Genomic DNA, 22308 nt, shown 5'->3' with positions numbered 1-22308 from the left:
GTTCTATATCAAAAAAATCCGTCGAAGATTTGATTTAATCAATCTTTGACGGATTTTTTAATTAACGATTAACTTACAAGTATCCAATCACCAACGTATTTTTGATGGGTAGCATCATATTTACGCTTATATTGTTTACCGTTTTCAAACTTATATCGCCAAGTATAATGAACTGATAGAATACTATAAATTTGCGAATCGTTACTAGAAATGCTATCTGCTTGAGTTATGGGTGCTTGACTAATAATTATACTTAAGAAAAGCACTATGGAAATTATTTTTTTCATAGATTATTGTTCCTTTCGATGTTCCAACTTATTATAGAAATAACTACTTTTTCTTATCCTTGCTGTTTGTTTGTTGGTTTTTTTCTCATAAAACCAATGTTCGCCATTTTTTTTATCTAATATATAGTAATTTTGAATAACTTGTTCCTCTGATAACGTGGTAGCTTTAGTGTGTTCGTCAATAGAATCAGGTTCAAACATGAAAGTAGGGAGAGCAATAAACGTGACAATGAGTGGAATGATAAATAGTAATTTTTGCTTTTGTCTTTTTTGGGCTTCAAAATAAAACAATACCCGTTTTTTTAAAAGACTTTCTTTACGCATAGTAAACTGACTACTTGCTAGTAGATTAGTGAGTGCTGGAAACCTAGCTAGGCGCAAAGCAGTTGAAGTCAACGTTTGAAAATAAGCTAATATTTCTACTTCGCTATGTTTGCTATTTACTTGATAATCAACTCTAAGCTCAAGCAGATAGTTAATCATGGAAACTAAAAGATAAATAGGTAAGAACCACCAGTAGATGCACACTAGTAATTGTAAAACCAACTTAAAGTATAAATCATTATTTTTAATGTGCTGAACTTCATGTTTCAGAATATAGTTGAGTTCTTCTTGAGTATAACTATACCTTGGAAGAAAGATTTCCGGTTGAAGTGGATTGGTTACTAAGGGAGTAGATAGCCCTTCAATGAAATAAATACCTTTTATCTTTTCTAATTTTAAGTAAGCATATTTTTCTTGTAATTCCTCTTTATAATTTTTAGTAAAGTCACCTAGATAATTCAGTTTAATAGCTTTAACTAAAAATTTGAATAGGAAACCAATACTTCCAAAAAACCAAATCAATAGTAGTAGATGATAAACATAGATATGATTAGCTAACTGAATATAAGTTATATTGGTAATTGGTGGCAATAGCTTTTCAGAATAGATTGTATGTGTCCATGACCACTCAAAAGGAATCATCAAACGTAAGATGATGAGTAGACTAACAAAAAGTAGGTATTCAAACTTTACTGCAAAGCCTAGACGATTGACAGTGTGAATACCAAAAAGGACAAGAATTAAAATCGTTGCAATTAATAATGACGAAAGAATAGCAGGTACAGAGATAATCATAATTATTCCTCATTTAATTGTTCTAATTTTTTTTGCAGTAGTTCTGCGAGATCTTCTAACTCTTCTTTTTTAGCATCTTTTTGGATAAAAGCTGCAAATAGGTTTTGTCGTCCTTTTCTGGAAAATTGACTAGCAATGTATTCATCTTCACTCACATTTGCTAAATAATATTGAGCAAATGTTTTCCCTACCTTTTGCACTGAGCTAGGTTTTAAAAAGCCCTCATCTGCTAACTTTTTTATAACTACTGGAACAGTATTTTTATTTAACTTGGTTGCTGATTGTATGACATCTTTAACGTATAATTCTTTTGTGGGATTTTTCCAAAATACAGATAAAATTTCCAACTCTTTTCTTGTTAAACTTCGCATAAATTTCACCTCCAATATTCCCGCTTTTATTATATATTCTTACATTTTTAAAATCAATAAATATACAGATATAAAAAAATATTTCTAAAGTGTATTGATTTTTTTGAGTTGTATTAATATAATCGTTGTGTAAAATATTTTACAAAATATTAATATAAGGAGAAAAAATATGATTAAAAAAGTATTATTAGCGGGAGCAGCTAGTGTATTGTTATTAGCTGGAAGTATTCCAGTATTGGCAAATAATCACGCTGATACCAGTTGGTCTTTTTGGTTAAAGGCTAACCAAGGAAATTCTTATACTGCTTCAAGAGAAAAAACAGATGCTAGTTCAGCGTATTTAGCTCTACATAGTATGAGCAAGTCTGGTGGTGTTAATGGATGGTTGCAGATGGCCAATGGTACAGAAATCGGTTCACCAAAAACAAGAGTTTATTCAGGCGGAGCAGCTTATGTTATTAATTATGCGTATGAAAAATATGGACATAGTAATGTGAGAATGGCGATTGAAACTGCTAACAGTTTTTCTACTAGTACTCAAGCTTCGGGTGTATGGAGTCCAGATTCAGTTTAGGAAGAAGGTAATGTATAGCTACTTTTGACAAGTAGCTATACATTACTTATATGAGGTATCAAAATGAATTTAAGACTTGTAAAATCACAAATTGTTCGTAATATTTTTAGTTTTCGATTTCTTTTCGTGATTATTATTGGCTATATCTTAACTTATATTGAATTAAAATCGACTAACCATTGGGACGAAATGGGAAAAGATAATTTTTTATTGTATACCATGATATTTGATAATATTGGAGCAGTTTCAATGTATTTTTTAACCAGTTTACCCTTTATTGCCAGCTTAGTAGGTGGTAGTTTATATGGTCAGGAAGTCCGAAGTAAGCGTAATCTTTTTCATCTTGTACGACTTTCTAAAAGAACTTATCTAACTTCGTTGGCAGTAGCTAGTTTTATATTAGGTGGGATAGCGAGTGTCATTCCTTTACTAATCAATTTAGTGACAGCAGCTTTTAAAATGCCCTATTTAAAAGTTGATTTAGGGAGCTTTGCGATTTATGGCAAGCATTTTTTTGCTCAAAAATGGGCGGAAATCCATCCTTTTTCTATGATTGCCCTTGTTATAGGAATCTTTTTTATTTTTGGTGGTCTATTCGCTTTATTTAGTTTATCAATTAGTTACTTCTATGCTAATCAATTAATTGAAGTATTAGGAATGTTTATTATTTCTTTTGTTTTGAATCTATTTTTGATGTTAATTAGATTAAGTAGCTTGCATTTCTATTCTTTTTTAGATTTTATTAGCGCAAGTCATAAAGAAAATTTATTCCCATTAATTATGATTAATGCTATCTGTTGGACAGTAGTCATCTTAATTATTCAATATATCGAAATTAAGCGAGATGTCCTACAAGTAAAACAAAAATCAATTCGTTAGCAAGGAGGAGTAGAGATGTCGAAGATTGTCAAAAGTCGTTTAAAAAATTTATCTCTCTTGCAATTGACTATTTTCATATTGATTCTTTTGTTGGTTACTCCGGCCTTTGCCTTGGCATTAAACGAATTCATCGATGGAAATTTATATGAAAATATATTATTCTCGATTGAATTTACTTTTTACGGCTTGCCCCCTTTTTTTGCATTACTACTTTGCTTGATTCAATTTCCAGAATCAATGGAGCGTATTCGGTTGACTAAAAAATTAGAATTTAAAGTGAATCTTTGCTGCATTGCCTCTGCTGCATTTACTAGCGCCTTCGTTCCAATTTTCGCTTTAATCATTTTAGCAATTTATCATCAAACAACGCAAATCTTTATCTTGGGTTTGATGATAGAAGTGTATATTCGTTATTTGATGATGTTTGTAACGATTGGTCTTATTCAATATTTAGGGACTTTGTGGTTGAAAAATAAATGGTATATGGCAGGTTTTTTGATGATTAGTTTTTCATGCTTAGCTTTTTTATATTATATAAGAACTGATTTTGGAAACCTTTTTAAGATGGCTTTCTTTTACCTAACCCCTCCTGTTGCAGAATCAGGTCATTCCTTAGTAGCAATTATTCCAGTCTTTGTGGGAAGTTCAGGCTTACTAAGTGTATTATGCTACTTTCGACTTGTTACACAAGAACATCTATCTTAATAGGAAATTTGACTAAATGGAGATTAAAATGATTTTAGAATGGAAATATTTACTACAATTACTTAGCAAAAATTTATTATATCGCATAGTTGTTGCAATTTTATTTGCTATCTTTTTATTAATAATGTGGATGAGAGGAATAGATTTAGACAGTCATATTTTTTTGTTTAAATTTCCTAGTAATCTCGAAAATTGGACATTTTATAAATTGTTGTTTTATAACCTAATGCCTATCATCGTTTATTTCGGAGCATCATTATGGATGAATGATGTATTTCCAGTCATGATCAGTCAAGAGAATTTATGGGTTAGGATACGTAATCAAGGTAGCGTTACATCACTATTAATATACTACAGTGGTATTGTAGCTTATAGCTTATTAATTGTTGGTCTGGCAAATAGTTTGTTAATGGTGTCTTTTTATCATTTTTTGTCTGTGAGTGAAAGTGTAATAGGCTTTTTGTTTATCTTATTTTTACAACAAATGCTTGCAGTGGGTTATCTAATTAATATGCCATTTATTGGTTACATTTTCTTAATCTGTGTATTGATTTGTCTTGCTACTACACCAACGTTCACTCCATTTCAAATTGGGCTAGCAATTGTAGGAAATATTATCTTATTAGGAATAAATCCACTGTTGTTAAAAAATAAAGAGTATCTATAGAGGGGTATCTTACGATGTATATTGAAATTAGAAATATTAATAAACGAATCAAAAGAAAAGATGTATTGAAAAATATCTCGCTCCAATATGAAAAAGGTACGGTTAATGGCTTAATTGGAGCAAATGGTTCAGGTAAAACGATGCTATTTCGAGCTGTCTGTGGTTTGATAAAATTAGATAGTGGAGAAATTAAGATTAACAATCAGCTTGTTCGTTTTAATGAAAAATTACCTGTATCAACAGGGCTAATTTTAGAACATCCAGGATTTTTGAGTAATGAAACGGCGATGGAAAATTTAAAATATTTAGCTGATTTGAATAATAATTATGATGAGAAATATATTTGTTACTTATTAGATAAATTTGGTATTTTGGCAAATAAAGATCAAAAAGTAAAGACTTTTTCTTTAGGAATGCGTCAAAAATTAGGAATTATTCAATCTATTATGGAGCATCAAGAGTTAGTGATACTAGACGAACCGACCAACGGATTAGATAAACGTTCAGTAGCACAGTTCATCGAAATTGTTCAAGAACTAAAAGAACAAGGAACGACTTTTTTTATGGCTTCCCATAATGAGTATGAAATTAAAGAGCTATGTGATACTATTACAGAAATCGAGGCGGGACAAATTGTTAAAAACACTTAGAAAATATCGACATTCTATCATTTTCATTCTCGCAATCCCATTGATGATTTTTATTTGTTACCTCATGGCTGGAAAATCGTCCTTTGCAACGCAAGAAGAAAAATGGTTTCATTTTGACAATTTTGAAACACCAACAAGAACAATTATTTTAAAATATCATAATGAACAATTAACAGGATATTCCATTGAGTTATCAACAATGTATGAGCACATTGGTCTAAAAAATGCAGATGAAGCTAAAGAAAAATATCAAGGCGTTGCAAAAAAATATAAGAATAGATCAGGTATTAAAACAAAAGCAACCTTTGAACAAAGCGTGGTTATTGAAAAACTAACATTTAATTTTGAAGAAATGTCTAAAGGCGATTTTAGTACTACAAATAATCAATGGATATTCGGCAAACTTCCACCTAAAGACTTAACATTAAAACAGGCAGAAAAAGCCTTAAAAAAAGGTGGATTTACCTTGCAAAAAGATTACTATTTGAAAAAAGAAAAGCAGGAAAAAGAAGATTTAAAAAAAATACGTAGAAGATAAACTAGCGATTATCTATTGGTATATATTGATAGATAATCGCTAGTTTTATTTTTTCTCCACATAGGTGGCTTGATTGCCTAGACTTTCAAAAATCTTTTGCAGATTTACTTGACAATTTTTATAACCAAAAGTATCGTACCATTGGTACCAGTAATAGCCGCTGAATGAATTTTAGATGTTACTTTTCTTACTCCGTTTAGCGTAGACAAGCTATGGAAGGCTTGTTCGTGCGGTACTTTTAATTCTAAGGTGGCTAAAATCGAAATAGGTGTTGATTGGCTAATCAGTTTTTTTTAGTTGTTTAAATGAAAGGTATTCATTATGAACAATATAACTGTTGCCAACGACCTGACCGGCAACCGCTTTAATGGGAGAGAACCATACGCACATCGCTTGATTTATTTCTTTTATGTTGCCGACAAAGCCTTCATTAGGATCGTCATAATGGGTATTATCTACCTTTAAAGGTACATAGTATAATTGATTGGCTAATTGATTTTTATTAACATTATGTCCATAATATTGCAAAAGCATGGATAAGGCAGTAATCTCACAACCATTTTGTAGACTAGGTTTTTCAAACTGATTTTCTAAAGGTACATCCATCTGAACCTTTACTCCATTAGAAAAAGGCCAGGGGAGGTTTCCCTCCACCTTAGCCATTGTATCTACTAATAGTCTCGATAGATTTTCAAAGAATAGATCAGGATTTACTACAATTTGTTTGGAGATAAAAAATAAAAAGGTACAAAATAGTGATAAAAATAGTATTTTTCCTATTTTGGATTTTTTCATTTTGATCATTTCCTAGTCTTAACCCCGCTTTTCTTGATAGGAACGCCATTTTTTTAGAAGTGCTTGGTGATACACCAAGAAGGTTGAAATTCCCCAAATGAATAGGAAATAAAAGAGATGTTTAAAACTGCTAAATACAAGAGTGTGGCTTACATATCCATAAAAGAAAAATAAGCTAGTACCTACTGACATTAATAAAAAGATTGGCAAGCGTAATTTAGGAACAAGGATATAGTTTCCATTTTCTTCCAAGCTAGTATGGCTAAAACTGTAATAAGCTATGGATAACCCACAGACAATAGCAATAACTAAAAATGCTAGCAAATATGGATGAATTCCATAAAAAGTAGCTATGAATTGTAGTGTAGCTAAATATTTTGTTAAAGAATAAGGCAAGAGTGCACTAACAAATGCCGCATAGTAAAAAACTAGTACTATAGAAAGTGGTCCTAGTACCATATGACCTAAGACTACGCCGCAAGCTAACCCAATAATGTAGATGGTAAAGTAAGTTAGTGTAGTACAAATGCTAGCATAAATGCTTTGAAGAAAAGTTACATTTAAATATTCACTTGGAATCGATATACATAAAATGCTTTGGGCGATAATACAACCCATCAAGGTACTTATGAAAACAATCAGAGAGTAAAAAATTACTTTTTTTCTAAAGATAGTGGATCGTTTTACATTTAAACTCAATAAATATTTGTTAAAATGGGTTTTTAAATCGATAAAAAAGATAGCGAATCCTAAGAATAAAAAGAAGAAAATCCTACCGAAAATAGACATACTACCAGTTGCACTAAGATAACCAATCCAATCAGTATGGTCAAGATCGCTATTAGGTTGCAAATAATAGTCAGTATTTTTGGAATGCAAAGTTAAGTTATAACGAATATAGTCTGCTTTGGTACTGCCTTTTTTAAATCCTTGTAAAAAGTTTTTGGGCGTTTCATCAAAATATTGATTAAATTCTTTGGAATGGTAATAATCATAATTTTGATGCCACTGATTACTCAAATCTTTTGCTGAGAGACTAAAGCTTCCGATAATGATCAAACTAGCCAATAAAATTAGCCATTTACTACGTTGCCAAAAGATTTTATAAAGCATAATAATCCTCCTTAAATAGTTTCATTTTTAAGATTAGCTTCAAAGACGTCACTAAGTTGAATAGGTAGTTCTTCCATTACTAGTGGCTCTAACGCTTTGATTTTTTCAGCTAACTCATCAGAATAGTTTTCAAATAATGCGACAATGACTCGACCTTGAATTGAAATAGCCTTTGAATTTTGCTTGACGATTTCAGGTATTTCTTTACCTTTAAAGACGAGCTGTAATTTTCTAGCATGCTCACGTAAAGCTTCTAATTGATAATCTTGGGTAATGGTGTGTTGACTTAATAGCATCACACGGTCAATAATTGGTTCTAATTCGTTAAGTTGATGTGAAGAAATCAAAATACTAATTGGTTGATTACCAACAGCATCAAGCAACAATTCAATCATTTGTTTCTTTACTAAAACATCTAAACCATCAAAGGGTTCATCTAAGAAAATATAGGTTGCTTTCGAGCTCATGGCTAAGATAAGCAGGAATAATTTTTGCATTCCCTTTGAAAGACGTTGATAACTACGATTTAAAGGTAGCTGATAAGCATGGATGAGCTTCGTGAAAAAGTCTAAATCAAATTTGGGATAGCTTAATTGATAGAAAGCAGCAATTTTTTTCAGAGAATAGGGATTGAAAAAATTTTCTTTTTCATCGATAAAAAATAGTTCGTTTTTATATTGGGGATCCTCCAAAAGATTGGTTCCCTGAAGGATGATTTCACCACTGTCAGCTAAGTAATGGTTGTTCAAGGTTCGAAATAGTGTGGTTTTACCTGAACCATTTCGACCAACTAAGCCAACGATTTCGCCAATGGTTAGTTCAAATTGGATATCACGTAGGATTTCTTTTTGATCAATTATTTTACTTAAATTTTGGACTTTCATTTTTCGTCGCCTCCTAACTCGCTAGAAATTTCATTAATCCAAGTAAAAAGCTCTTCATTGGTAATTTTAAGATGTCGTGCTTCAATGATTAGTTGATAGAGCTGTTCTTTCAATAGCTGGATTTTATAGGTATCCTTAGGTAAATCTTGCGTTTGTTTGATAAAAGTCCCTTTTCCTTTGACGGTAACGATGACTTGCTCAGCTTCTAACTGTTTATAAGCCTTACTGACGGTATTAGGATTCATTAAAAGCTGTTTGGCAGCTTCTCTTACTGAGGGAAGTTGATCGCCTGGCTGAAGCACGCCTTGAATGACACTCTCTTTAACCGATAAGACGAGCTGCTCATAATAAGGTTTACTGCTGGTTTTATCAATACTAAGCATGCTATCTACTCCTTTCCGTGAATGATTTTCCTGTCCTTTGTGTACTATTATAACTAGTACACTTAATACGGTCAATCTCAAAATAAAAATTTTTTTGAAAAAAATGCAAGCTGTAAAGAAAAAACTCTTTACACCATGAAGAAAAACTGTTAAACTAGCACATGTGATTAAAAATTATGGAGGTGTTAATTAACATGGCAGTAAAAATTCGTTTAAAACGTATGGGATCTAAAAAAGCTCCTTTCTACCGTATTGTAGTTGCTGATTCACGTTCTCCTCGTGATGGACGTTTTATTGAAACTGTAGGTACTTACAACCCATTAAAGAACCCTGCAGAAGTAACAATCAAAGAAGATTTAGTTCTTGATTGGTTATCAAAAGGTGCGCAACCTTCTGATACTGTTCGTAACATCCTTTCTCAAGAAGGCGTTATGAAGAAACACCATGAAGCTAAATTCACTAAGAAATAAGGTGGATGGATATGAAAGATTTGAAAGATTTAGTCTTAACAATCGTTCGTCCATTGGTGACTCAGCCAGACCAAGTAAATTTGGAAATTACTGAGTCCGCAGAATTTTATGAATATAATTTGACCGTTGCACCTGAAGATATTGGTCGTATTATCGGTAAACAAGGACGTGTCGCTAAGGCAATCCGTACAATTGTTTATGGTGTACGTGTAAATGGTCCTAAAAAGGTGCGTTTAAATATTTTAGACGGCAAAGAATAAAAATAAAATTTTATCAGAGACTGGAACTGATTGTTCTAGTCTTTTTTTTGAAAACTAGGAAAACTAGGATGTGAGGCAACTTGCTAAGACATGAGAAAATTCGGGTATACCCACCAATGCAAAAATCAAATGATTTTAAGATTTTGGCAATTGGCGGGGCGAATTTTCAATATGTCTAGTTGCCAAACACTGAAAACTAGGATGTGAGGTGGGTTGCTTAGCTGCGAGCAGCTAAGCTTGCATCTTGGCTAGAAGGTGAATAAGCTTTAAAAACACTTCAGCCAAGATGACTTAGATGCGAAGACAGCTACCCTCCAAACACTTAAAAACTAGGATGTGAGGTGATGTGCTGATGGATTTTTGGATTATGTGGGCAGTAGTTATCTCTTGTATGATAGCTCTTTTCAAAGTAAAATCTAAATTATTAAAATTACTCTTTCTAGCAGCAATCCTCTTTTTACTATGGATTTACCAGAGCGAAATTTTTTCACTAGTACAATACGTAAAATCAAATGGTCCTAAACTAATGGATTTACAGACACTAAAGGATTGGGCCAATCAGGGGCTTACTTGGTTAAGAGATTTTGTTCAACAAATTTTTTAGTGATGATTAAGCATACGATAAAGGTTTATAAGATTTCCTGCTTAAATTCAAGAGCTAAAATCTTAAATAAAATTGATGAGGAAGGCAACCAATGACGGAATTTTATAATGTCGGAAAAATCGTGAATACACATGGAATCCGTGGAGAAGTTCGAGTAATTTCTCAAACTGATTTTCCGGATGAACGCTATCAAGTGGGCAATCAACTGACTTTATTTAGAGCCAAGCACGAACCTCTAACCCTAACGATTACTAGTCACCGTAAGCATAAAAATTTCGACCTTTTGACTTTTGAAGGCTATACAAATGTGAATGATGTCGAAGCGTTTAGAGATGGTATTTTAAAAGTAGCGGCAGAAGACTTGTCTGAATTAGCAGAAAATGAATATTACTATCATGAAATTATTGGTTTAAATGTAATTGATGAAAATGGGCAAACGCTAGGGAAAATTGCTGAGATTCTTTCGCCAGGTGCCAACGATGTCTGGGTAGTTAAAAGACCTGGAAAAAAAGACTTGCTATTACCTTATATTGAACCAGTTGTTAAACAGATTGATCTTGAAAATGGCTGTGTACACATTGAATTACTGGAAGGATTGTTAGATGATGAGGATTGATGTGCTAACCTTGTTTCCTAAAATGTTTGAAGGACCAATGGGAGAGTCGATTATAGGTAAAGCACGTGAGAAAGAGCTATTATCTATTCATGTGCATAATTTCCGTGATTATTCTGACAATAAGCATCAAACGGTCGATGATTATCCTTATGGTGGCGGTGCGGGTATGCTACTGAAGGTTCAGCCTATCTATGATAATTTAAAGGCAATTGAAGCACAAACGCCAGATACTAAAAAACGAGTGATTTTACTTGATCCAGCTGGCAAACCTTTTAATCAAAAAATGGCTGAAGAATTTTCTAAAGAAGAGCAGCTTGTTTTTATCTGTGGTCATTACGAAGGGTACGATGAACGTATTCGTACATTGGTAACAGATGAAGTGTCATTAGGCGATTATGTATTAACTGGTGGAGAGCTTGGTGCAATGGTTATGATTGATGCCACTGTTCGCCTATTGCCAGATGTCTTAGGCAATCAAACCTCTGCTCAAACTGATTCACACTCGACTGGACTTTTGGAGCACCCACAATATACGCGACCAGCTAATTTTAAAGGTATGGAGGTTCCCTTTGTTTTAACAAATGGCAACCATAAGCTCATTGAGGAATGGCAACTAAAAGAGTCCTTACGCCGAACCTATTTACGTCGGCCAGATATGTTAGAAAAACTAACTTTAACCAAACAAATGACTAAGCTCTTAGCTGAAGTAAAAAAAGAAGAAACCCCAAAAGACTGATTGCACTGCTGCGATTAGTCTTTTTTTAATAGGGATATTCAGCAAGTTGGTTAGCTCCGAGCAAATAAGATTTAGTCTGGGAAAAATTCAGCGATTATAGAAATTTTTCACCAGACTAGCTTATTTGACGAAGGGGTTACTTGCTGGACACAGACTATAATAGGGATGTTCAGCGACTTGCCTAGCTACGAGAAAATTTGAGTGTTACTTACCGTTTGAAAAACGGAAGAATTTAAATTTTTTCAAACGGTAAGGCAAATTTTCCGAGTAGCTAGTCGTTGAACACAGACTACTCTAGGGATGCGAAGTAGCTTGCTCAGACATAAGAAAATTCGAGTGCTATTCTTTATTTTAGGAATATGAAGCAGTCGATTTTAAACTAAAAAAACCATCTGCAATTTTGCAGATGGTTCGTGTCAGAAAATAGATTAGCGGCGGATTTCTTTGATACGCGCAGCTTTTCCGTGTAATGCACGTAAGTAGTAAAGTTTTGCACGGCGTACTTTACCGTAACGAACAACTTCGATTTGTGCAACACGTGGAGTGTGTAATGGGAAGGTACGTTCAACACCTACACCATTTGAAATTTTACGTACAGTGTAAGTTTCGCTGATACCAGCACCACGGCGTTTGATAACAACACCTTCAAAAATTTGGATACGTTCACGTGAACCTTCCACAACTTTTGCATGCACGCGTACTGTATCACCAGGACGGAATGCAGGGATGTCTGTACGTAATTGTTCTTGTGTTAATTCTTGAATTAATGGATTCATTTCTCTTTCTCCTTATACCAAATACTCTTAAGACTTTATAAGGTCCCAGCGGAATATCGTAATCGTTGAGCACACGCTCAAAAATTATCTTAACATAGAGATATACTTGCTGTAAAGAGAAAATTCTTGTCAGTTAGAAATTTTTTTAATACACAATAAAATTTTGGGTTTACTTAGCTTCTTTCGATTTTAATCAATGCGCTAAGCAAAGGGATAAAAAAAGCTGAATAAGCTGAGGAAGCACTAAAATCGTATATAAGGTTCGGCTAATTTGGATGAGTGCAATCTTAGTCATATCACCACCTAAGTCGCCTGCAATCAAGGAAATATCGGTTGCTCCAGCTGGTGAAGAAGCAAATAAAGCAGAGCGTAAATCTAAGCGTTTAGTGCGATAAATGGTCAAACCAAAAATCAAATTAACGATTAGATAATTGAACAATAATAGGGCTGCAGGCAAAATTAATTGGTGAAAAAATAGTAAACTGTCATCAGTAAAGGTGCTACCAATAATTGAACCAGCAATTAATTGTGCAAAAAAGCGAATGTTTTTATCTAAAGGCGTGGTGTTCATGGTTAATTTTAAAATAATTGAAGCTAGTAGTGAAAAACTCAATGCACCAACTGGCAGTTGTAAATATAAACCGAATAGTCCACCTAAGCTGGCTACTAATAGAATGAATAATTGATTGCAAAAATACTTTCTCTGCTTAGTTGTCTGCAAGCTTGATTTTTGTTTGGCTACGCTCGTTTCATTTTTTGGTTGAGGTGTCTGTTTATGAAAGTGTTGCACAAACAATTCAATCCAATAGGGTAAAATCAATAACATTCCTGCCAAACGAATAAATTGTAAAGTTGCAACAGTATGTGCATTAGCTTTCATATCCATACTGATCAGTGAAACATCCATAATGCCCCCAGGTAAACAGGAAAGCAAGCCTGTGATCCAATCAAAATGAAAAAATTTAACAAACAACCAGCCAGTTAAAAAGGTGTTAATTGTAAACAGGCTTAATAAAAAGATAATTGGTAAAGCCATTTTAGGTAGATTTTTCAGATCTTGTTTGGTGATCTGTTGGCCGATATAGGCACCACTGATTATTTGAGCAAAAGTTTTTAAATTACTGGGCATGACAGCCTGATTAGTTAAAGCAGCAAAAATGCCCACACCAATCATGCTACCAGTCATGTAAGGTGCTGGTAGTTTGAAATATTTGGCGATTTGTGCGCCAATAAAGGCGATAAATAGGGTTAATCCAATCATTAGCATTTTAGTGGTCCTTTTCTTTGGTGATTTACAAGTTAAGCATAGCATGCTTTTGTTTGTGAAGATGTTTTTTTAGTGCATTATTTGTTTCATCCAAAAATATCCAATTAGAATATTGCTTAATTTTGGCAATCTGTTTTTTCTCATGATAAAATGATTAAAAAATTATGATATTGGAAGTGAGTTAAATGCGAAAAAAAGGGTTATGGTTGGCAACAGGAGCGGCTGTTTTGACGGCTAGTTTGGCAGGTTATCGATTCTACAAAAGAAAAAAAGCGCTAACTCATAGCGAAGAGAAGACTCAAGAGGGAATGGATAAAATTACTGCTGATTTTGAAGCTGATCAAGAATTATTACAATATGAAAATGAACGATTAAGAGAAGTAATTGAAACACAATTAGCTTCCATTGATCGCTTGGCAATTAGAAAGAAGGCTAAATACATCCTTGAAAAAGATGTTTTGACTATCCAAGGTTTCATTCAAGAGGGAAAATTAACTTATGAAGAATTAACGGCTTTTTATTTGGACCGTATGTTAGCGTTTGATGTTTGTGATTCCGGATTGAATGCTATTTCGGAAGTGAATCCGCATGCTTTGGCTGAAGCTAGACGATGTGATGAACAAAAATATTTAGCGAATAATCATCCACTGTTTGGGATTCCTGTTACCTATAAGGAAAATATTTTAACAAAGGATTTAGCAACAAGTGCTGGAACGATCGCTTTTAGCAAATATATTGGCGATGAAGATGCTGGAATTGTCCAAAAATTATCCTCAGCTGGGGCTATTTTATTAGGTAAAACCAATCTATCTGAGTTAGCTAATTTTATGGATCCAACTATGCCAAGTGGTTATAGTAGCAAGCATGGGCAAACCTTAAATCCATATGGACCATTGCGCATTTCACCATTAGGCTCTAGTTCAGGAGCTGGCTCAAGTATTGCAGCGAATATTGGTGCGATTGCCATTGGATCAGAGACAACTGGCTCTATTACTGCTCCTGCCGCTTTTCAATCATTAGTAGGTTATAAGCCATCTAAAGGCGCACTACCAGAAACTGGGGTTTTTCCATTATCGAGTAGCTTAGATGTAGTTGGACCAATTACTAAAACTGTAAAAGATGCTATTTTGGTTTACAATGCAAGTAGTCATTTGGCTAAAATTGATGTTCTTGCGCTTAAGCAAGCTTCATTGGCAGGGATGCGAATTGGTTTGGTAAAAAGTGATCATCCAATGCAAGATGAGCTTCGTCAAGTATTAGCGGCGCTTGAAGCCGTTGTTGTTGATGTGGAATTTGATGAGCAAGGGATCGATAACTTGCAAATTATCAATCATGATTTATTTACCGATTTTAAAAATTTTACAACTCGTTACCATTATCCAATCCAAAATTTAGCTGATTTAGTCAGCTTTAACCAAAAAAATTTACAACAAAATGCACGCTATGGTCAACGCTTGATTGAAGAGGCAAGTAATTATCAAACACCTGATAAACTATTTATTACCCAGCAAATTGAATTGGCTCGCAAGCGTTTAAATCAGCTCAGACAAGCCTATCAACTATCAGCTTTTGTTTCATTTAATTATGACAAAGTCTTATTACCAGCAGTAGGAGGCTATCCTGAATTAACGGTGCCATTTGCTTTTGATGCGCAAGGTGTACCACATGGCGCTACTTTTATTGGGTTTAAAGATGAGGATGCTGAATTGTTGACATTAGGTTATGCATTTGAACAGGCGACAAAAGCAAGAAGACAACCGGATTTAACGCTTTTAGCGCAAATCAAATCATTTTAACAATCCTCTAATCATTTTACTAGGTTTTTTAGTGAATATTTGCTATCTTTAATAGGTATGTACGCTTAACACTGATTGTTGTTTCGCGTGCATGCCTTTTTTAGGAATTGGAGGAATTGTTTTGAAGCAAACAAATGTCAAATTAGTGACCATTGCGATTTTTGTAGCAACTTTTATGACTGCTGTTGAAGGAACCATTGTCACAACTGCGATGCCCACCATTGTTGGTTCGTTGCATGGAATCGAATTAATGAATTGGGTGTTTTCAATTTATTTACTAACTAGTGCGATGTTAACCCCAATTTACGGAAAACTAACGGATAAAATTGGGCGTAAACCAGTTTTCATGGTGGGGACATTATTATTTATCATCGGTTCTGCTCTTTGTGGGTTGTCTTTTAATATGCACACCTTGATTTTATCACGTGCCCTACAAGGGATGGGAGCGGGAGCTTTGATGCCAGTTTCGCTAACCTTATTAGCCGATTTATATCCAATTGAAAAGCGGACCAAGGTCATGGGCTATAATTCAACGATGTGGGGCATAGCGAGTGTCATTGGCCCTTTAGCTGGTGGCTTAATTGTAGATACAATCGGTTGGCATTGGATTTTCTTTATTAATGTTCCGATTGGCCTCGTGCAATTATTATTGGTTTTTATGAGTCTGCATGAAGAAAAGCGAGTTCGTCAAACAAAGAAAATGGATTTACTCGGAAGTTTTCTCTTGATGTTGGTTTTATTAACTTTACTAGCAAGCTTCCAATTATTAAGTGATCAGGGTTTTCATTTCATGGTCCTTGCTTGTTTAGTAGTCAGTGTGTTATTTTTGGCATTATTTATCAAAATCGAAAAACAAGCACAAGACCCAATTATTACTTTAAGCTTATTTAATAATCCCTTATTTATCGGGGTGAATTTAGTAGCTGCTTTGGTAAGCGGCATTTTAATGGGAGTAGAGGTATATATTCCCATGTGGATGCAAGGGGTATCAGGCTTAGCTGCGGGGATTGGTGGCTTAGTTTTAGCACCAATTTCTCTTTTTTGGGTAGTAGGGACCAATTTTGCTAGCAAGCTATTAACCAAACATTCCATTCGTCGAGTTATTTTCATTGGATTATTGTTTATTTTAGTAACAACAATTGGTTTGTTTATTGCGCCAATTAATATGCCTGCTTGGTATTTTGTCATCTTAATGTTTGTATTTGGTTTAGGAATGGGTATGGTGATTGTTTCTACAACGATTACGGCACAACAGGTAGTACCTAAAAGTCATTTAGGGGAAGCTACTTCGTTTAATACATTAGTTCGTACGATTGGTCAAACGGTGATGGTGGCGATTTTTGGCTTGATTTTTAACTTCATTACCAATCAAAGCCTAAATCAGGTTCAATTAGCCGGACGTACGGACTTATTAAATCAATTTGTCAATCCTAAAACTGCTGATCAAGTCCCAGAAATGTATCATAAGCTATTGCGCAAGGTGTTATATGATGGGTTACACATGACCTTTTTAATGACGGTTATATTGGTAGGAGTAAGTATTCTTTGTGTGGTCGTTTATATTCGTAATCAAGTGAAAATGAATGAGTTAAATTAAACTAAAAAAGCTTAAAATGTTTCCTTGAAACATTTTAGGCTTTTTTTAAGAATGATATTTAACAATCAACGGCTTTCATCTCACGCAACATGCAATTCCTGCTTGTTGGAAAATTTCCTGATGGTGTGATAAATCTTCAGTGTGTAATTGCGCTACATTTGCTAAACGATACTGTCGGTTTAATTGTTCATATTTTTTTTCACCAAATTGATGGAAGGGTAACAATTCAACCTTGGTGATGCCTAAATTTTGACAGAAGCGCGCAAATTCATGCGCATCAGCAAGTTGATTATTATAATTTGGAATGATAGGGATACGCACCACGACATTTTGATGATGTGCTAAGGCATAAGTAAGATTATCTAAGATTAGTTGTTGGTGAACACCAGTACCAGCTAGATGCTTTTGATCGTCGTAATGTTTTAGATCAAAGTAAATGAAATCAACGAGATCAATCACTTTTTGAAAAATCGCAGTTTTGGCATAACCAGTGGTCTCAATCGCTGTATGAATTTGCTTATTTTTCAATTCCTGAAGTAAAGCGATGGCAAAATCAGCTTGATACAATACTTCCCCACCTGATAGCGTCACTCCGCCACCAGATTCTTGATAAAATGGCAAATCTTTTAGTACCTCAGCCATCACTTCATCAACGGTTTTTATTTCTCCAACCGTTTGCATTTTATTTTTCTGAGGATGAAACATTTTTTCAGGATAGGTATTCTGTGATTCAGGATTGGCACACCAATAACAACGTAAAGGACAGCCTTTAAAAAAGACCACGGTCCGAATCCCTGGACCATCATGTAAACTAAATTTTTGGATATTGAAAATACAAGCAGTTAATTTTGTTTGTGTTGATGGCATCTTTCTCACTCACTTTCTTTATCAAGTTCATTTTATCACATATAATTTCAAACGTAAATATTTTTATTTCAAATGAAAATAGCGAAAAGTTGTCACTTTTGCTACTATATGTTATTCTTAAAGAGATGATAGATGAGGTGAGCGTATGAATCGAGCGGAAGAAATTATTGCGATTGTTAGTGAAAAGAAGAAAATTGAAGTGAACGAATTGGCGGAAATGTTAAAAGTTTCTAGTGTAACCATTCGTAAGGATTTAGATAAATTAGAAGCCCGAGGGATTTTACATCGCCAACATGGCTTTGCGGTGTTAAATAAGCAAGATGATATCAACTATCGTTTGGCTTATAACTATGATTTAAAGCGAAAAATTGCGAAAAAAGCTGCGCAATTAGTTAAAGATGGAGAAACCGTGATGATTGAATCAGGTTCGACCTGCGCGCTTTTAGCCGAAGAATTGGCCTATAATAAATCAGATGTCACGATTATTACTAACTCTTGTTTTATTGCTTCATATGTTCGTAAGGCTGAATCTGTAAAGGTTATTTTGATTGGCGGCGAGTACCAAAAGGATTCACAGGTTAACGTTGGTCCCTTAGTCAAAAAGGTAATTAGTGAATTTAGGGTAGATAAATTATTTGTTGGCATTGATGGCTTTGATGAAAAAAGAGGGTTTACTGGCAGTGATATTACTAGATGCGATACAGCCCAAACAATGATGGCTGCTGCGAACCAAACGATTATTTTGACTGATTCTAGTAAGTTTGAACAAATTGGTGTCGTTTCTGAATTTGCTTTTTCAGCGATTGCCAAAATTTTTACCGATAAAGGCATACAGGCAAATAAAAAGGAATTTTTAGAACAAAAAGGAATAGAAATTGTTACTGTTTAAAAAAGCGATAATCAGTAAGTCATGATAAATAAATAGAGAAAAGTTATAGGAATAGTATTTAAAAGATCTGATTGAAAGCAAAATCAGATCTTTTTTATCGTTTATAAGCTTTCAAATGAAAGTATTTTTAATTTCGTTTGACAACTTGTGAATAAATGTGCTATATTAATTCCGTAAGAAACAAAACAAACTTTCGTATGAAGAAAAGAGGGGTTTTTATGCCGACTGCCGTAGCAACTAAAGATCAGGTCAATCGTAAACATTTTGGTGATTTAACCTCACGCATGCATCAATATCGTGAAGAAGTGTTAAACAAAAAACCGTATATCTGTGCTGAACGTGCGATTTTAGCAACAGAAAGCTATCAGGCGCATCAAAATGAGCCAAATTTGTTAAAGCGTGCATATATGTTGCAAAATATTTTAAGTCATATGAGTATCTACATTGAGGATGAAACCTTCATCGTTGGCAATCAAGCCAAGTCAAATAAGGATGCCCCTATTTTTCCTGAGTATACGTTAGAGTTTGTTTTAAATGAGCTAGATACCTTTGAAAAACGCGATGGTGATGTCTTTTATATTACTGAAGAAACCAAAGAGCAGCTACGTTCTATCGCGCCGTTTTGGCAAAATAATAATTTACGTGCAAGAGCGGGGGCGATGTTACCTGAAGAAGTACAGGTTTATATGGAGTCTGGCTTTTTTGGTATGGAAGGTAAGATGAACTCAGGCGATGCTCATTTGGCCGTGAATTATGAAAAGATTTTAAAGTATGGTTTGCGTGATTTTGAAGCTCGTACGAAGCAAGCCAAGCAAGCATTGGATTTAACGAAGCCGGAAAATATTCATAAATATCATTTCTATCGCGCCGTATTAATCGTCATTGATGCCGTAAAGACCTATGCTTTACGTTTTAGTCAACTAGCCAAAGAATTAGCTAGTCAAACACCAGACAAAAAACGTAAAAATGAATTATTAGAAATCAGCCGAATTTGTGCGAAGGTTCCGTATGAAAAAGCGGAAACCTTTTATGAAGCGATTCAATCTGTTTGGTTTATTCAATTAATTTTACAAATCGAATCGAATGGGCATTCTTTATCCTATGGTCGTTTTGATCAATATATGTATCCATATTATCGTCATGATATTGATAACAAGGTAATAACCAAGCAAGAGGCACTAGAATTATTAACCAATCTTTGGATAAAAACATTAACAATTAATAAAGTTCGTAGTCAAGCCCATACCTTTAGTAGTGCAGGTAGTCCGTTATATCAAAACGTCACGATTGGTGGTCAAACAACCGATAAAAAAGATGCCGTAAATGAACTCTCCTTTTTAGTTTTACAAAGTGTGGCGCAAACAAGATTGCCCCAACCTAATTTAACCGTTCGTTATCATAAAAATCTAAATCCTGAGTTTATGAATGAAGCGATTGAAGTAATGAAATTAGGTTTTGGTATGCCAGCCTTTAATAATGATGAAATCATTATTCCATCCTTTATTAAATATGGAGTGAAAGAAGCGGATGCCTATAATTACAGCGCAATTGGCTGTGTTGAAACGGCGGTCCCAGGTAAATGGGGGTATCGTTGTACTGGCATGAGTTATATCAATTTTGCTAAAATATTGATGATTACAATGAATGATGGGATTGATCCAGTTAGCCAAAAACGCTATGCTAAGTCGCATGGACATTTTACACAAATGCAAAGTTTCGATGAATTATTGCAAGCCTGGGATGCAACGCTGCGAGAATTAACAAAAATGAGTGTGATTGTTGAAAATGTAGTCGATCTAGCGATTGAAAGTGAAGTCCCTGATATTTTATGTTCGGCTTTAACTGATGATTGTATTGCACGTGGACTAACGTTAAAAGAAGGGGGAGCAGTCTATGACTATATTTCTGCCTTACAAATTGGGATTGCTAATTTAGCCGATTCACTGGCTGCTATTAAAAAATTAGTTTATGAAGAAAAGCGCATCACTCCTGAACAATTATGGAATGCTTTAGTTGCTGATTGGCAAGGCGAAGAAAATGAAAAAATACGCGAAATGATTATTGAAGAGGCACCTAAATATGGGAATGATGAGGATTATGTCGATCAACTAGTTCATGATGCTTATGAAGTGTATATTGATGAAATTAAGAAATATCCGAATACACGTTTTGGTCGTGGACCGATTGGCGGCATTCGCTATTCAGGAACTTCCTCTATTTCTGCAAATGTCGGTCAAGGCAAAGGAACAATGGCAACCCCAGATGGTCGAAAAGCTTGGAGCCCATTAGCTGAAGGCTGTTCACCCTCACATAATATGGATCAACATGGCCCTACAGCTGTCTTAAAATCAGTAGCCAAACTACCAACCGAAGATATTTTAGGTGGGGTACTACTTAATCAAAAGGTGAATCCACAGACTTTAGCTAAAGAAGAAGATAAGCAAAAATTAATCATGCTATTGCGAACATTCTTTAATACGCTGAAGGGCTATCATATTCAGTATAATGTGGTCTCAAAAGAAACTTTATTAGATGCACAAAAACATCCAGAAAAGCATCGTGATTTAATCGTGCGCGTAGCTGGTTACTCAGCCTTCTTCAACGCATTGTCTAAGGCCACACAGGATGATATTATCGCCCGAACAGAACATGTCATTTAAAGTAAAGAAGGGAAAAATTATGGAGTTATTATTAGATACCGCAAATTTAGCAGCAATCAAGCAATGGACGGATTGTTTACCAATTGCTGGGGTTACAAGCAATCCGTCAATTATCAAAAAAGAAGGCAAGATTGATTTTTTTAATCATATGCGCCAAATTCGTTCACTAATTGGCAAAGAACGCAGCCTACATATTCAAGTGGTAGCGACGGAATATGAGGAAATGCTCTCAGATGCCAAAAGAATTGTTACTGAGATTGACTCAGATGTTTATATCAAGGTTCCGGTCAATCCAGTCGGAATTAAGGCGATAAAAGAATTAAAACGGCAAGGTTTAAAGGTTACGGCTACTGCAATCTATACAGAATTTCAAGGTTACTTAGCAATTGCGGGGGGAGCGGATTATCTAGCACCTTATTTCAATCGAATGGAAAACAGTAATATTGATGCCAAAAAGATTATTGCGCATTTAGCTAAAGAAATCGAACGGACAAATAGTACCAGTAAAATTTTAGCCGCCAGCTTTAAAAATCTTGGACAAGTAAATGTAGCCATCCAATCAGGTGCGCAGGCTGTAACAATCGGTAATGAGGTAGTCAATCAAATTTTTGCAATGCCAGCGATTAATCAAGCAGTGGCTGATTTTACCAAGGATTGGGAAAGCATTTTTGGTCAGGAACAAAAAATCTACCAATTGAATAATTAATATAAAAGATTGTTTAAGTTCAAAGGTGAGCTTAAACAATCTTTTTGTATTTTATTTGAAAAAGTATGTTATAATTCAGTTGTAAGAAAACGTTTTCAA

26 protein-coding genes are annotated in these 22308 nt (G+C 34.4%); 16 read left to right on the top strand and 10 right to left on the bottom strand.

What is annotated here, in order from left to right; translation table 11 throughout:
* Nucleotides 1-68: 68 nt before the first annotated feature.
* The 3 genes from RK02_RS05275 to RK02_RS05265 are packed head-to-tail and all read right to left on the bottom strand — an operon-like array spanning nt 69 to nt 1777.
* A complete protein-coding gene (locus tag RK02_RS05275) occupies nt 69-287 on the bottom strand; it encodes a hypothetical protein (RefSeq protein WP_016183212.1) in 219 nt (72 codons plus the stop codon).
* A 3-nt stretch (nt 288-290) separates the two neighbouring features.
* Nucleotides 291-1406 carry a M56 family metallopeptidase gene (locus RK02_RS05270; RefSeq protein WP_016183211.1) on the bottom strand — a complete coding sequence of 372 codons (1116 nt, stop codon included), beginning with the start codon at nt 1404-1406 and terminating at the stop codon, nt 291-293.
* 2 nt (nt 1407-1408) lie between these two features.
* Nucleotides 1409-1777 carry a BlaI/MecI/CopY family transcriptional regulator gene (locus RK02_RS05265; protein WP_016183210.1) on the bottom strand — a complete coding sequence of 123 codons (369 nt, stop codon included), beginning with the start codon at nt 1775-1777 and terminating at the stop codon, nt 1409-1411.
* Nucleotides 1778-1946: 169 nt separating this feature from the next.
* On the opposite strand from RK02_RS05265, the gene RK02_RS05260 reads away from it, so the two are divergent.
* The 6 genes from RK02_RS05260 (at nt 1947) to RK02_RS05235 (ending at nt 5790) form a co-directional block, all read left to right on the top strand.
* Nucleotides 1947-2351: a DUF2712 domain-containing protein gene (locus tag RK02_RS05260; protein WP_016183209.1), complete on the top strand. Its 405-nt coding sequence runs from the start codon at nt 1947-1949 to the stop codon at nt 2349-2351.
* Between the two features lie 63 nt (nt 2352-2414).
* Nucleotides 2415-3230: a hypothetical protein gene (locus tag RK02_RS05255; protein ID WP_016183208.1), complete on the top strand. Its 816-nt coding sequence runs from the start codon at nt 2415-2417 to the stop codon at nt 3228-3230.
* Nucleotides 3231-3245: 15 nt separating this feature from the next.
* Nucleotides 3246-3935, top strand: a complete 690-nt coding sequence (locus RK02_RS05250; RefSeq protein WP_016183207.1) for a hypothetical protein — start codon at nt 3246-3248, stop codon at nt 3933-3935.
* 28 nt (nt 3936-3963) lie between these two features.
* Nucleotides 3964-4602, top strand: coding sequence for a hypothetical protein (locus RK02_RS05245; RefSeq protein ID WP_016183206.1), 639 nt, complete (start codon nt 3964-3966; stop codon nt 4600-4602).
* A gap of 14 nt (nt 4603-4616) precedes the next feature.
* The gene (locus tag RK02_RS05240; RefSeq protein WP_016183205.1) at nt 4617-5252 is read left to right on the top strand and encodes an ABC transporter ATP-binding protein; all 636 of its coding nucleotides are present in this window, start codon (nt 4617-4619) and stop codon (nt 5250-5252) included.
* The gene (locus RK02_RS05235; RefSeq protein ID WP_016183204.1) at nt 5236-5790 is read left to right on the top strand and encodes a DUF1307 domain-containing protein; all 555 of its coding nucleotides are present in this window, start codon (nt 5236-5238) and stop codon (nt 5788-5790) included. The genes RK02_RS05240 and RK02_RS05235 overlap by 17 nt, the downstream gene beginning before the upstream one ends.
* Nucleotides 5791-6069: 279 nt before the next feature.
* Here RK02_RS05235 and RK02_RS12470 read toward each other — a convergent pair whose 3' ends face one another.
* The 4 genes from RK02_RS12470 to RK02_RS05215 form a co-directional block, all read right to left on the bottom strand.
* Nucleotides 6070-6396, bottom strand: coding sequence for a C39 family peptidase (locus RK02_RS12470; RefSeq protein ID WP_245555730.1), 327 nt, complete (start codon nt 6394-6396; stop codon nt 6070-6072).
* A 207-nt stretch (nt 6397-6603) separates the two neighbouring features.
* Nucleotides 6604-7698, bottom strand: a complete 1095-nt coding sequence (locus RK02_RS05225; RefSeq protein WP_016183202.1) for an ABC transporter permease — start codon at nt 7696-7698, stop codon at nt 6604-6606.
* 11 nt (nt 7699-7709) lie between these two features.
* A complete protein-coding gene (locus RK02_RS05220) occupies nt 7710-8582 on the bottom strand; it encodes an ATP-binding cassette domain-containing protein (protein ID WP_016183201.1) in 873 nt (290 codons plus the stop codon).
* Nucleotides 8579-8965 (bottom strand): GntR family transcriptional regulator, encoded by a 387-nt coding sequence (locus RK02_RS05215; protein WP_016183200.1) that lies wholly within the window; start codon nt 8963-8965, stop codon nt 8579-8581. The genes RK02_RS05220 and RK02_RS05215 overlap by 4 nt, the downstream gene beginning before the upstream one ends.
* A 194-nt stretch (nt 8966-9159) precedes the next feature.
* Here RK02_RS05215 and rpsP point away from each other — a divergent pair, with 194 nt between their 5' ends.
* From rpsP to trmD, 5 genes are all read left to right on the top strand, one after another.
* Nucleotides 9160-9435, top strand: coding sequence for a 30S ribosomal protein S16 (rpsP, locus tag RK02_RS05210; protein WP_016183199.1), 276 nt, complete (start codon nt 9160-9162; stop codon nt 9433-9435).
* A gap of 11 nt (nt 9436-9446) precedes the next feature.
* Nucleotides 9447-9695, top strand: coding sequence for a KH domain-containing protein (locus tag RK02_RS05205; RefSeq protein ID WP_016183198.1), 249 nt, complete (start codon nt 9447-9449; stop codon nt 9693-9695).
* Nucleotides 9696-10047: 352 nt separating this feature from the next.
* Nucleotides 10048-10299, top strand: coding sequence for a hypothetical protein (locus RK02_RS05200; RefSeq protein WP_016183197.1), 252 nt, complete (start codon nt 10048-10050; stop codon nt 10297-10299).
* A 91-nt stretch (nt 10300-10390) separates the two neighbouring features.
* Nucleotides 10391-10915 carry a ribosome maturation factor RimM gene (gene rimM, locus RK02_RS05195; RefSeq protein ID WP_016183196.1) on the top strand — a complete coding sequence of 175 codons (525 nt, stop codon included), beginning with the start codon at nt 10391-10393 and terminating at the stop codon, nt 10913-10915.
* On the top strand, nt 10902-11651 hold the full coding sequence (trmD, locus tag RK02_RS05190) for a tRNA (guanosine(37)-N1)-methyltransferase TrmD (protein WP_018451636.1): 750 nt from the start codon (nt 10902-10904) through the stop codon (nt 11649-11651). Before rimM ends, trmD begins: the two co-directional genes overlap by 14 nt.
* 428 nt (nt 11652-12079) lie before the next feature.
* Here trmD and rplS read toward each other — a convergent pair whose 3' ends face one another.
* On the bottom strand, nt 12080-12427 hold the full coding sequence (gene rplS / locus RK02_RS05185; protein WP_016183194.1) for a 50S ribosomal protein L19: 348 nt from the start codon (nt 12425-12427) through the stop codon (nt 12080-12082).
* Nucleotides 12428-12620: 193 nt separating this feature from the next.
* Entirely contained in the window at nt 12621-13694 is a 1074-nt protein-coding gene (locus tag RK02_RS05180; RefSeq protein ID WP_016183193.1) for an AbrB family transcriptional regulator, read from the bottom strand.
* Nucleotides 13695-13879: 185 nt separating this feature from the next.
* On the opposite strand from RK02_RS05180, the gene RK02_RS05175 reads away from it, so the two are divergent.
* Nucleotides 13880-15490 carry an amidase family protein gene (locus tag RK02_RS05175; RefSeq protein ID WP_016183192.1) on the top strand — a complete coding sequence of 537 codons (1611 nt, stop codon included), beginning with the start codon at nt 13880-13882 and terminating at the stop codon, nt 15488-15490.
* 91 nt (nt 15491-15581) lie between these two features.
* On the top strand, nt 15582-17087 hold the full coding sequence (locus RK02_RS05170; RefSeq protein ID WP_033415317.1) for an MDR family MFS transporter: 1506 nt from the start codon (nt 15582-15584) through the stop codon (nt 17085-17087).
* Nucleotides 17088-17162: 75 nt separating this feature from the next.
* Here the strand turns inward: RK02_RS05170 and RK02_RS05165 are convergent, their stop codons facing one another.
* Nucleotides 17163-17954, bottom strand: coding sequence for a glycyl-radical enzyme activating protein (locus tag RK02_RS05165; protein WP_016183190.1), 792 nt, complete (start codon nt 17952-17954; stop codon nt 17163-17165).
* Nucleotides 17955-18099: 145 nt separating this feature from the next.
* On the opposite strand from RK02_RS05165, the gene RK02_RS05160 reads away from it, so the two are divergent.
* From RK02_RS05160 to RK02_RS05150, 3 genes are all read left to right on the top strand, one after another.
* Nucleotides 18100-18843 (top strand): DeoR/GlpR family DNA-binding transcription regulator, encoded by a 744-nt coding sequence (locus RK02_RS05160; RefSeq protein WP_016183189.1) that lies wholly within the window; start codon nt 18100-18102, stop codon nt 18841-18843.
* A gap of 218 nt (nt 18844-19061) precedes the next feature.
* On the top strand, nt 19062-21503 hold the full coding sequence (locus RK02_RS05155) for a glycyl radical protein (RefSeq protein ID WP_016183188.1): 2442 nt from the start codon (nt 19062-19064) through the stop codon (nt 21501-21503).
* Between the two features lie 19 nt (nt 21504-21522).
* Complete coding sequence (locus tag RK02_RS05150) at nt 21523-22209, top strand: fructose-6-phosphate aldolase (RefSeq protein ID WP_016183187.1); 687 nt, start codon at nt 21523-21525, stop codon at nt 22207-22209.
* Nucleotides 22210-22308 lie beyond the last annotated feature (99 nt).

The sequence above is a fragment of the Enterococcus columbae DSM 7374 = ATCC 51263 genome (assembly GCF_000406925.1).
In the GTDB taxonomy this organism is placed as follows: domain Bacteria; phylum Bacillota; class Bacilli; order Lactobacillales; family Enterococcaceae; genus Enterococcus_E; species Enterococcus_E columbae.
The sequence above is the reverse complement of the archived record's forward strand: the minus strand, read 5'-3'. Positions and strand labels throughout refer to the sequence as shown.

Excerpts from the sequence above, each read along its gene's own strand:
- RK02_RS05275 (WP_016183212.1), bottom strand. The coding sequence starts at position 287 with ATGAAAAAAATAATTTCCATAGTGCTTTTCTTAAGTATAATTATTAGT.
- RK02_RS05270 (WP_016183211.1), bottom strand. The coding sequence starts at position 1,406 with ATGATTATCTCTGTACCTGCTATTCTTTCGTCATTATTAATTGCAACG.
- RK02_RS05265 (WP_016183210.1), bottom strand. The coding sequence starts at position 1,777 with ATGCGAAGTTTAACAAGAAAAGAGTTGGAAATTTTATCTGTATTTTGG.
- RK02_RS05260 (WP_016183209.1), top strand. The coding sequence starts at position 1,947 with ATGATTAAAAAAGTATTATTAGCGGGAGCAGCTAGTGTATTGTTATTA.
- RK02_RS05255 (WP_016183208.1), top strand. The coding sequence starts at position 2,415 with ATGAATTTAAGACTTGTAAAATCACAAATTGTTCGTAATATTTTTAGT.
- RK02_RS05250 (WP_016183207.1), top strand. The coding sequence starts at position 3,246 with ATGTCGAAGATTGTCAAAAGTCGTTTAAAAAATTTATCTCTCTTGCAA.
- RK02_RS05245 (WP_016183206.1), top strand. The coding sequence starts at position 3,964 with ATGATTTTAGAATGGAAATATTTACTACAATTACTTAGCAAAAATTTA.
- RK02_RS05240 (WP_016183205.1), top strand. The coding sequence starts at position 4,617 with ATGTATATTGAAATTAGAAATATTAATAAACGAATCAAAAGAAAAGAT.
- RK02_RS12470 (WP_245555730.1), bottom strand. The coding sequence starts at position 6,396 with ATGGATGTACCTTTAGAAAATCAGTTTGAAAAACCTAGTCTACAAAAT.
- RK02_RS05225 (WP_016183202.1), bottom strand. The coding sequence starts at position 7,698 with ATGCTTTATAAAATCTTTTGGCAACGTAGTAAATGGCTAATTTTATTG.
- RK02_RS05220 (WP_016183201.1), bottom strand. The coding sequence starts at position 8,582 with ATGAAAGTCCAAAATTTAAGTAAAATAATTGATCAAAAAGAAATCCTA.
- RK02_RS05215 (WP_016183200.1), bottom strand. The coding sequence starts at position 8,965 with ATGCTTAGTATTGATAAAACCAGCAGTAAACCTTATTATGAGCAGCTC.
- rpsP (WP_016183199.1), top strand. The coding sequence starts at position 9,160 with ATGGCAGTAAAAATTCGTTTAAAACGTATGGGATCTAAAAAAGCTCCT.
- RK02_RS05205 (WP_016183198.1), top strand. The coding sequence starts at position 9,447 with ATGAAAGATTTGAAAGATTTAGTCTTAACAATCGTTCGTCCATTGGTG.
- RK02_RS05200 (WP_016183197.1), top strand. The coding sequence starts at position 10,048 with ATGGATTTTTGGATTATGTGGGCAGTAGTTATCTCTTGTATGATAGCT.
- rimM (WP_016183196.1), top strand. The coding sequence starts at position 10,391 with ATGACGGAATTTTATAATGTCGGAAAAATCGTGAATACACATGGAATC.
- trmD (WP_018451636.1), top strand. The coding sequence starts at position 10,902 with ATGATGAGGATTGATGTGCTAACCTTGTTTCCTAAAATGTTTGAAGGA.
- rplS (WP_016183194.1), bottom strand. The coding sequence starts at position 12,427 with ATGAATCCATTAATTCAAGAATTAACACAAGAACAATTACGTACAGAC.
- RK02_RS05180 (WP_016183193.1), bottom strand. The coding sequence starts at position 13,694 with ATGCTAATGATTGGATTAACCCTATTTATCGCCTTTATTGGCGCACAA.
- RK02_RS05175 (WP_016183192.1), top strand. The coding sequence starts at position 13,880 with ATGCGAAAAAAAGGGTTATGGTTGGCAACAGGAGCGGCTGTTTTGACG.
- RK02_RS05170 (WP_033415317.1), top strand. The coding sequence starts at position 15,582 with ATGCCTTTTTTAGGAATTGGAGGAATTGTTTTGAAGCAAACAAATGTC.
- RK02_RS05165 (WP_016183190.1), bottom strand. The coding sequence starts at position 17,954 with ATGCCATCAACACAAACAAAATTAACTGCTTGTATTTTCAATATCCAA.
- RK02_RS05160 (WP_016183189.1), top strand. The coding sequence starts at position 18,100 with ATGAATCGAGCGGAAGAAATTATTGCGATTGTTAGTGAAAAGAAGAAA.
- RK02_RS05155 (WP_016183188.1), top strand. The coding sequence starts at position 19,062 with ATGCCGACTGCCGTAGCAACTAAAGATCAGGTCAATCGTAAACATTTT.
- RK02_RS05150 (WP_016183187.1), top strand. The coding sequence starts at position 21,523 with ATGGAGTTATTATTAGATACCGCAAATTTAGCAGCAATCAAGCAATGG.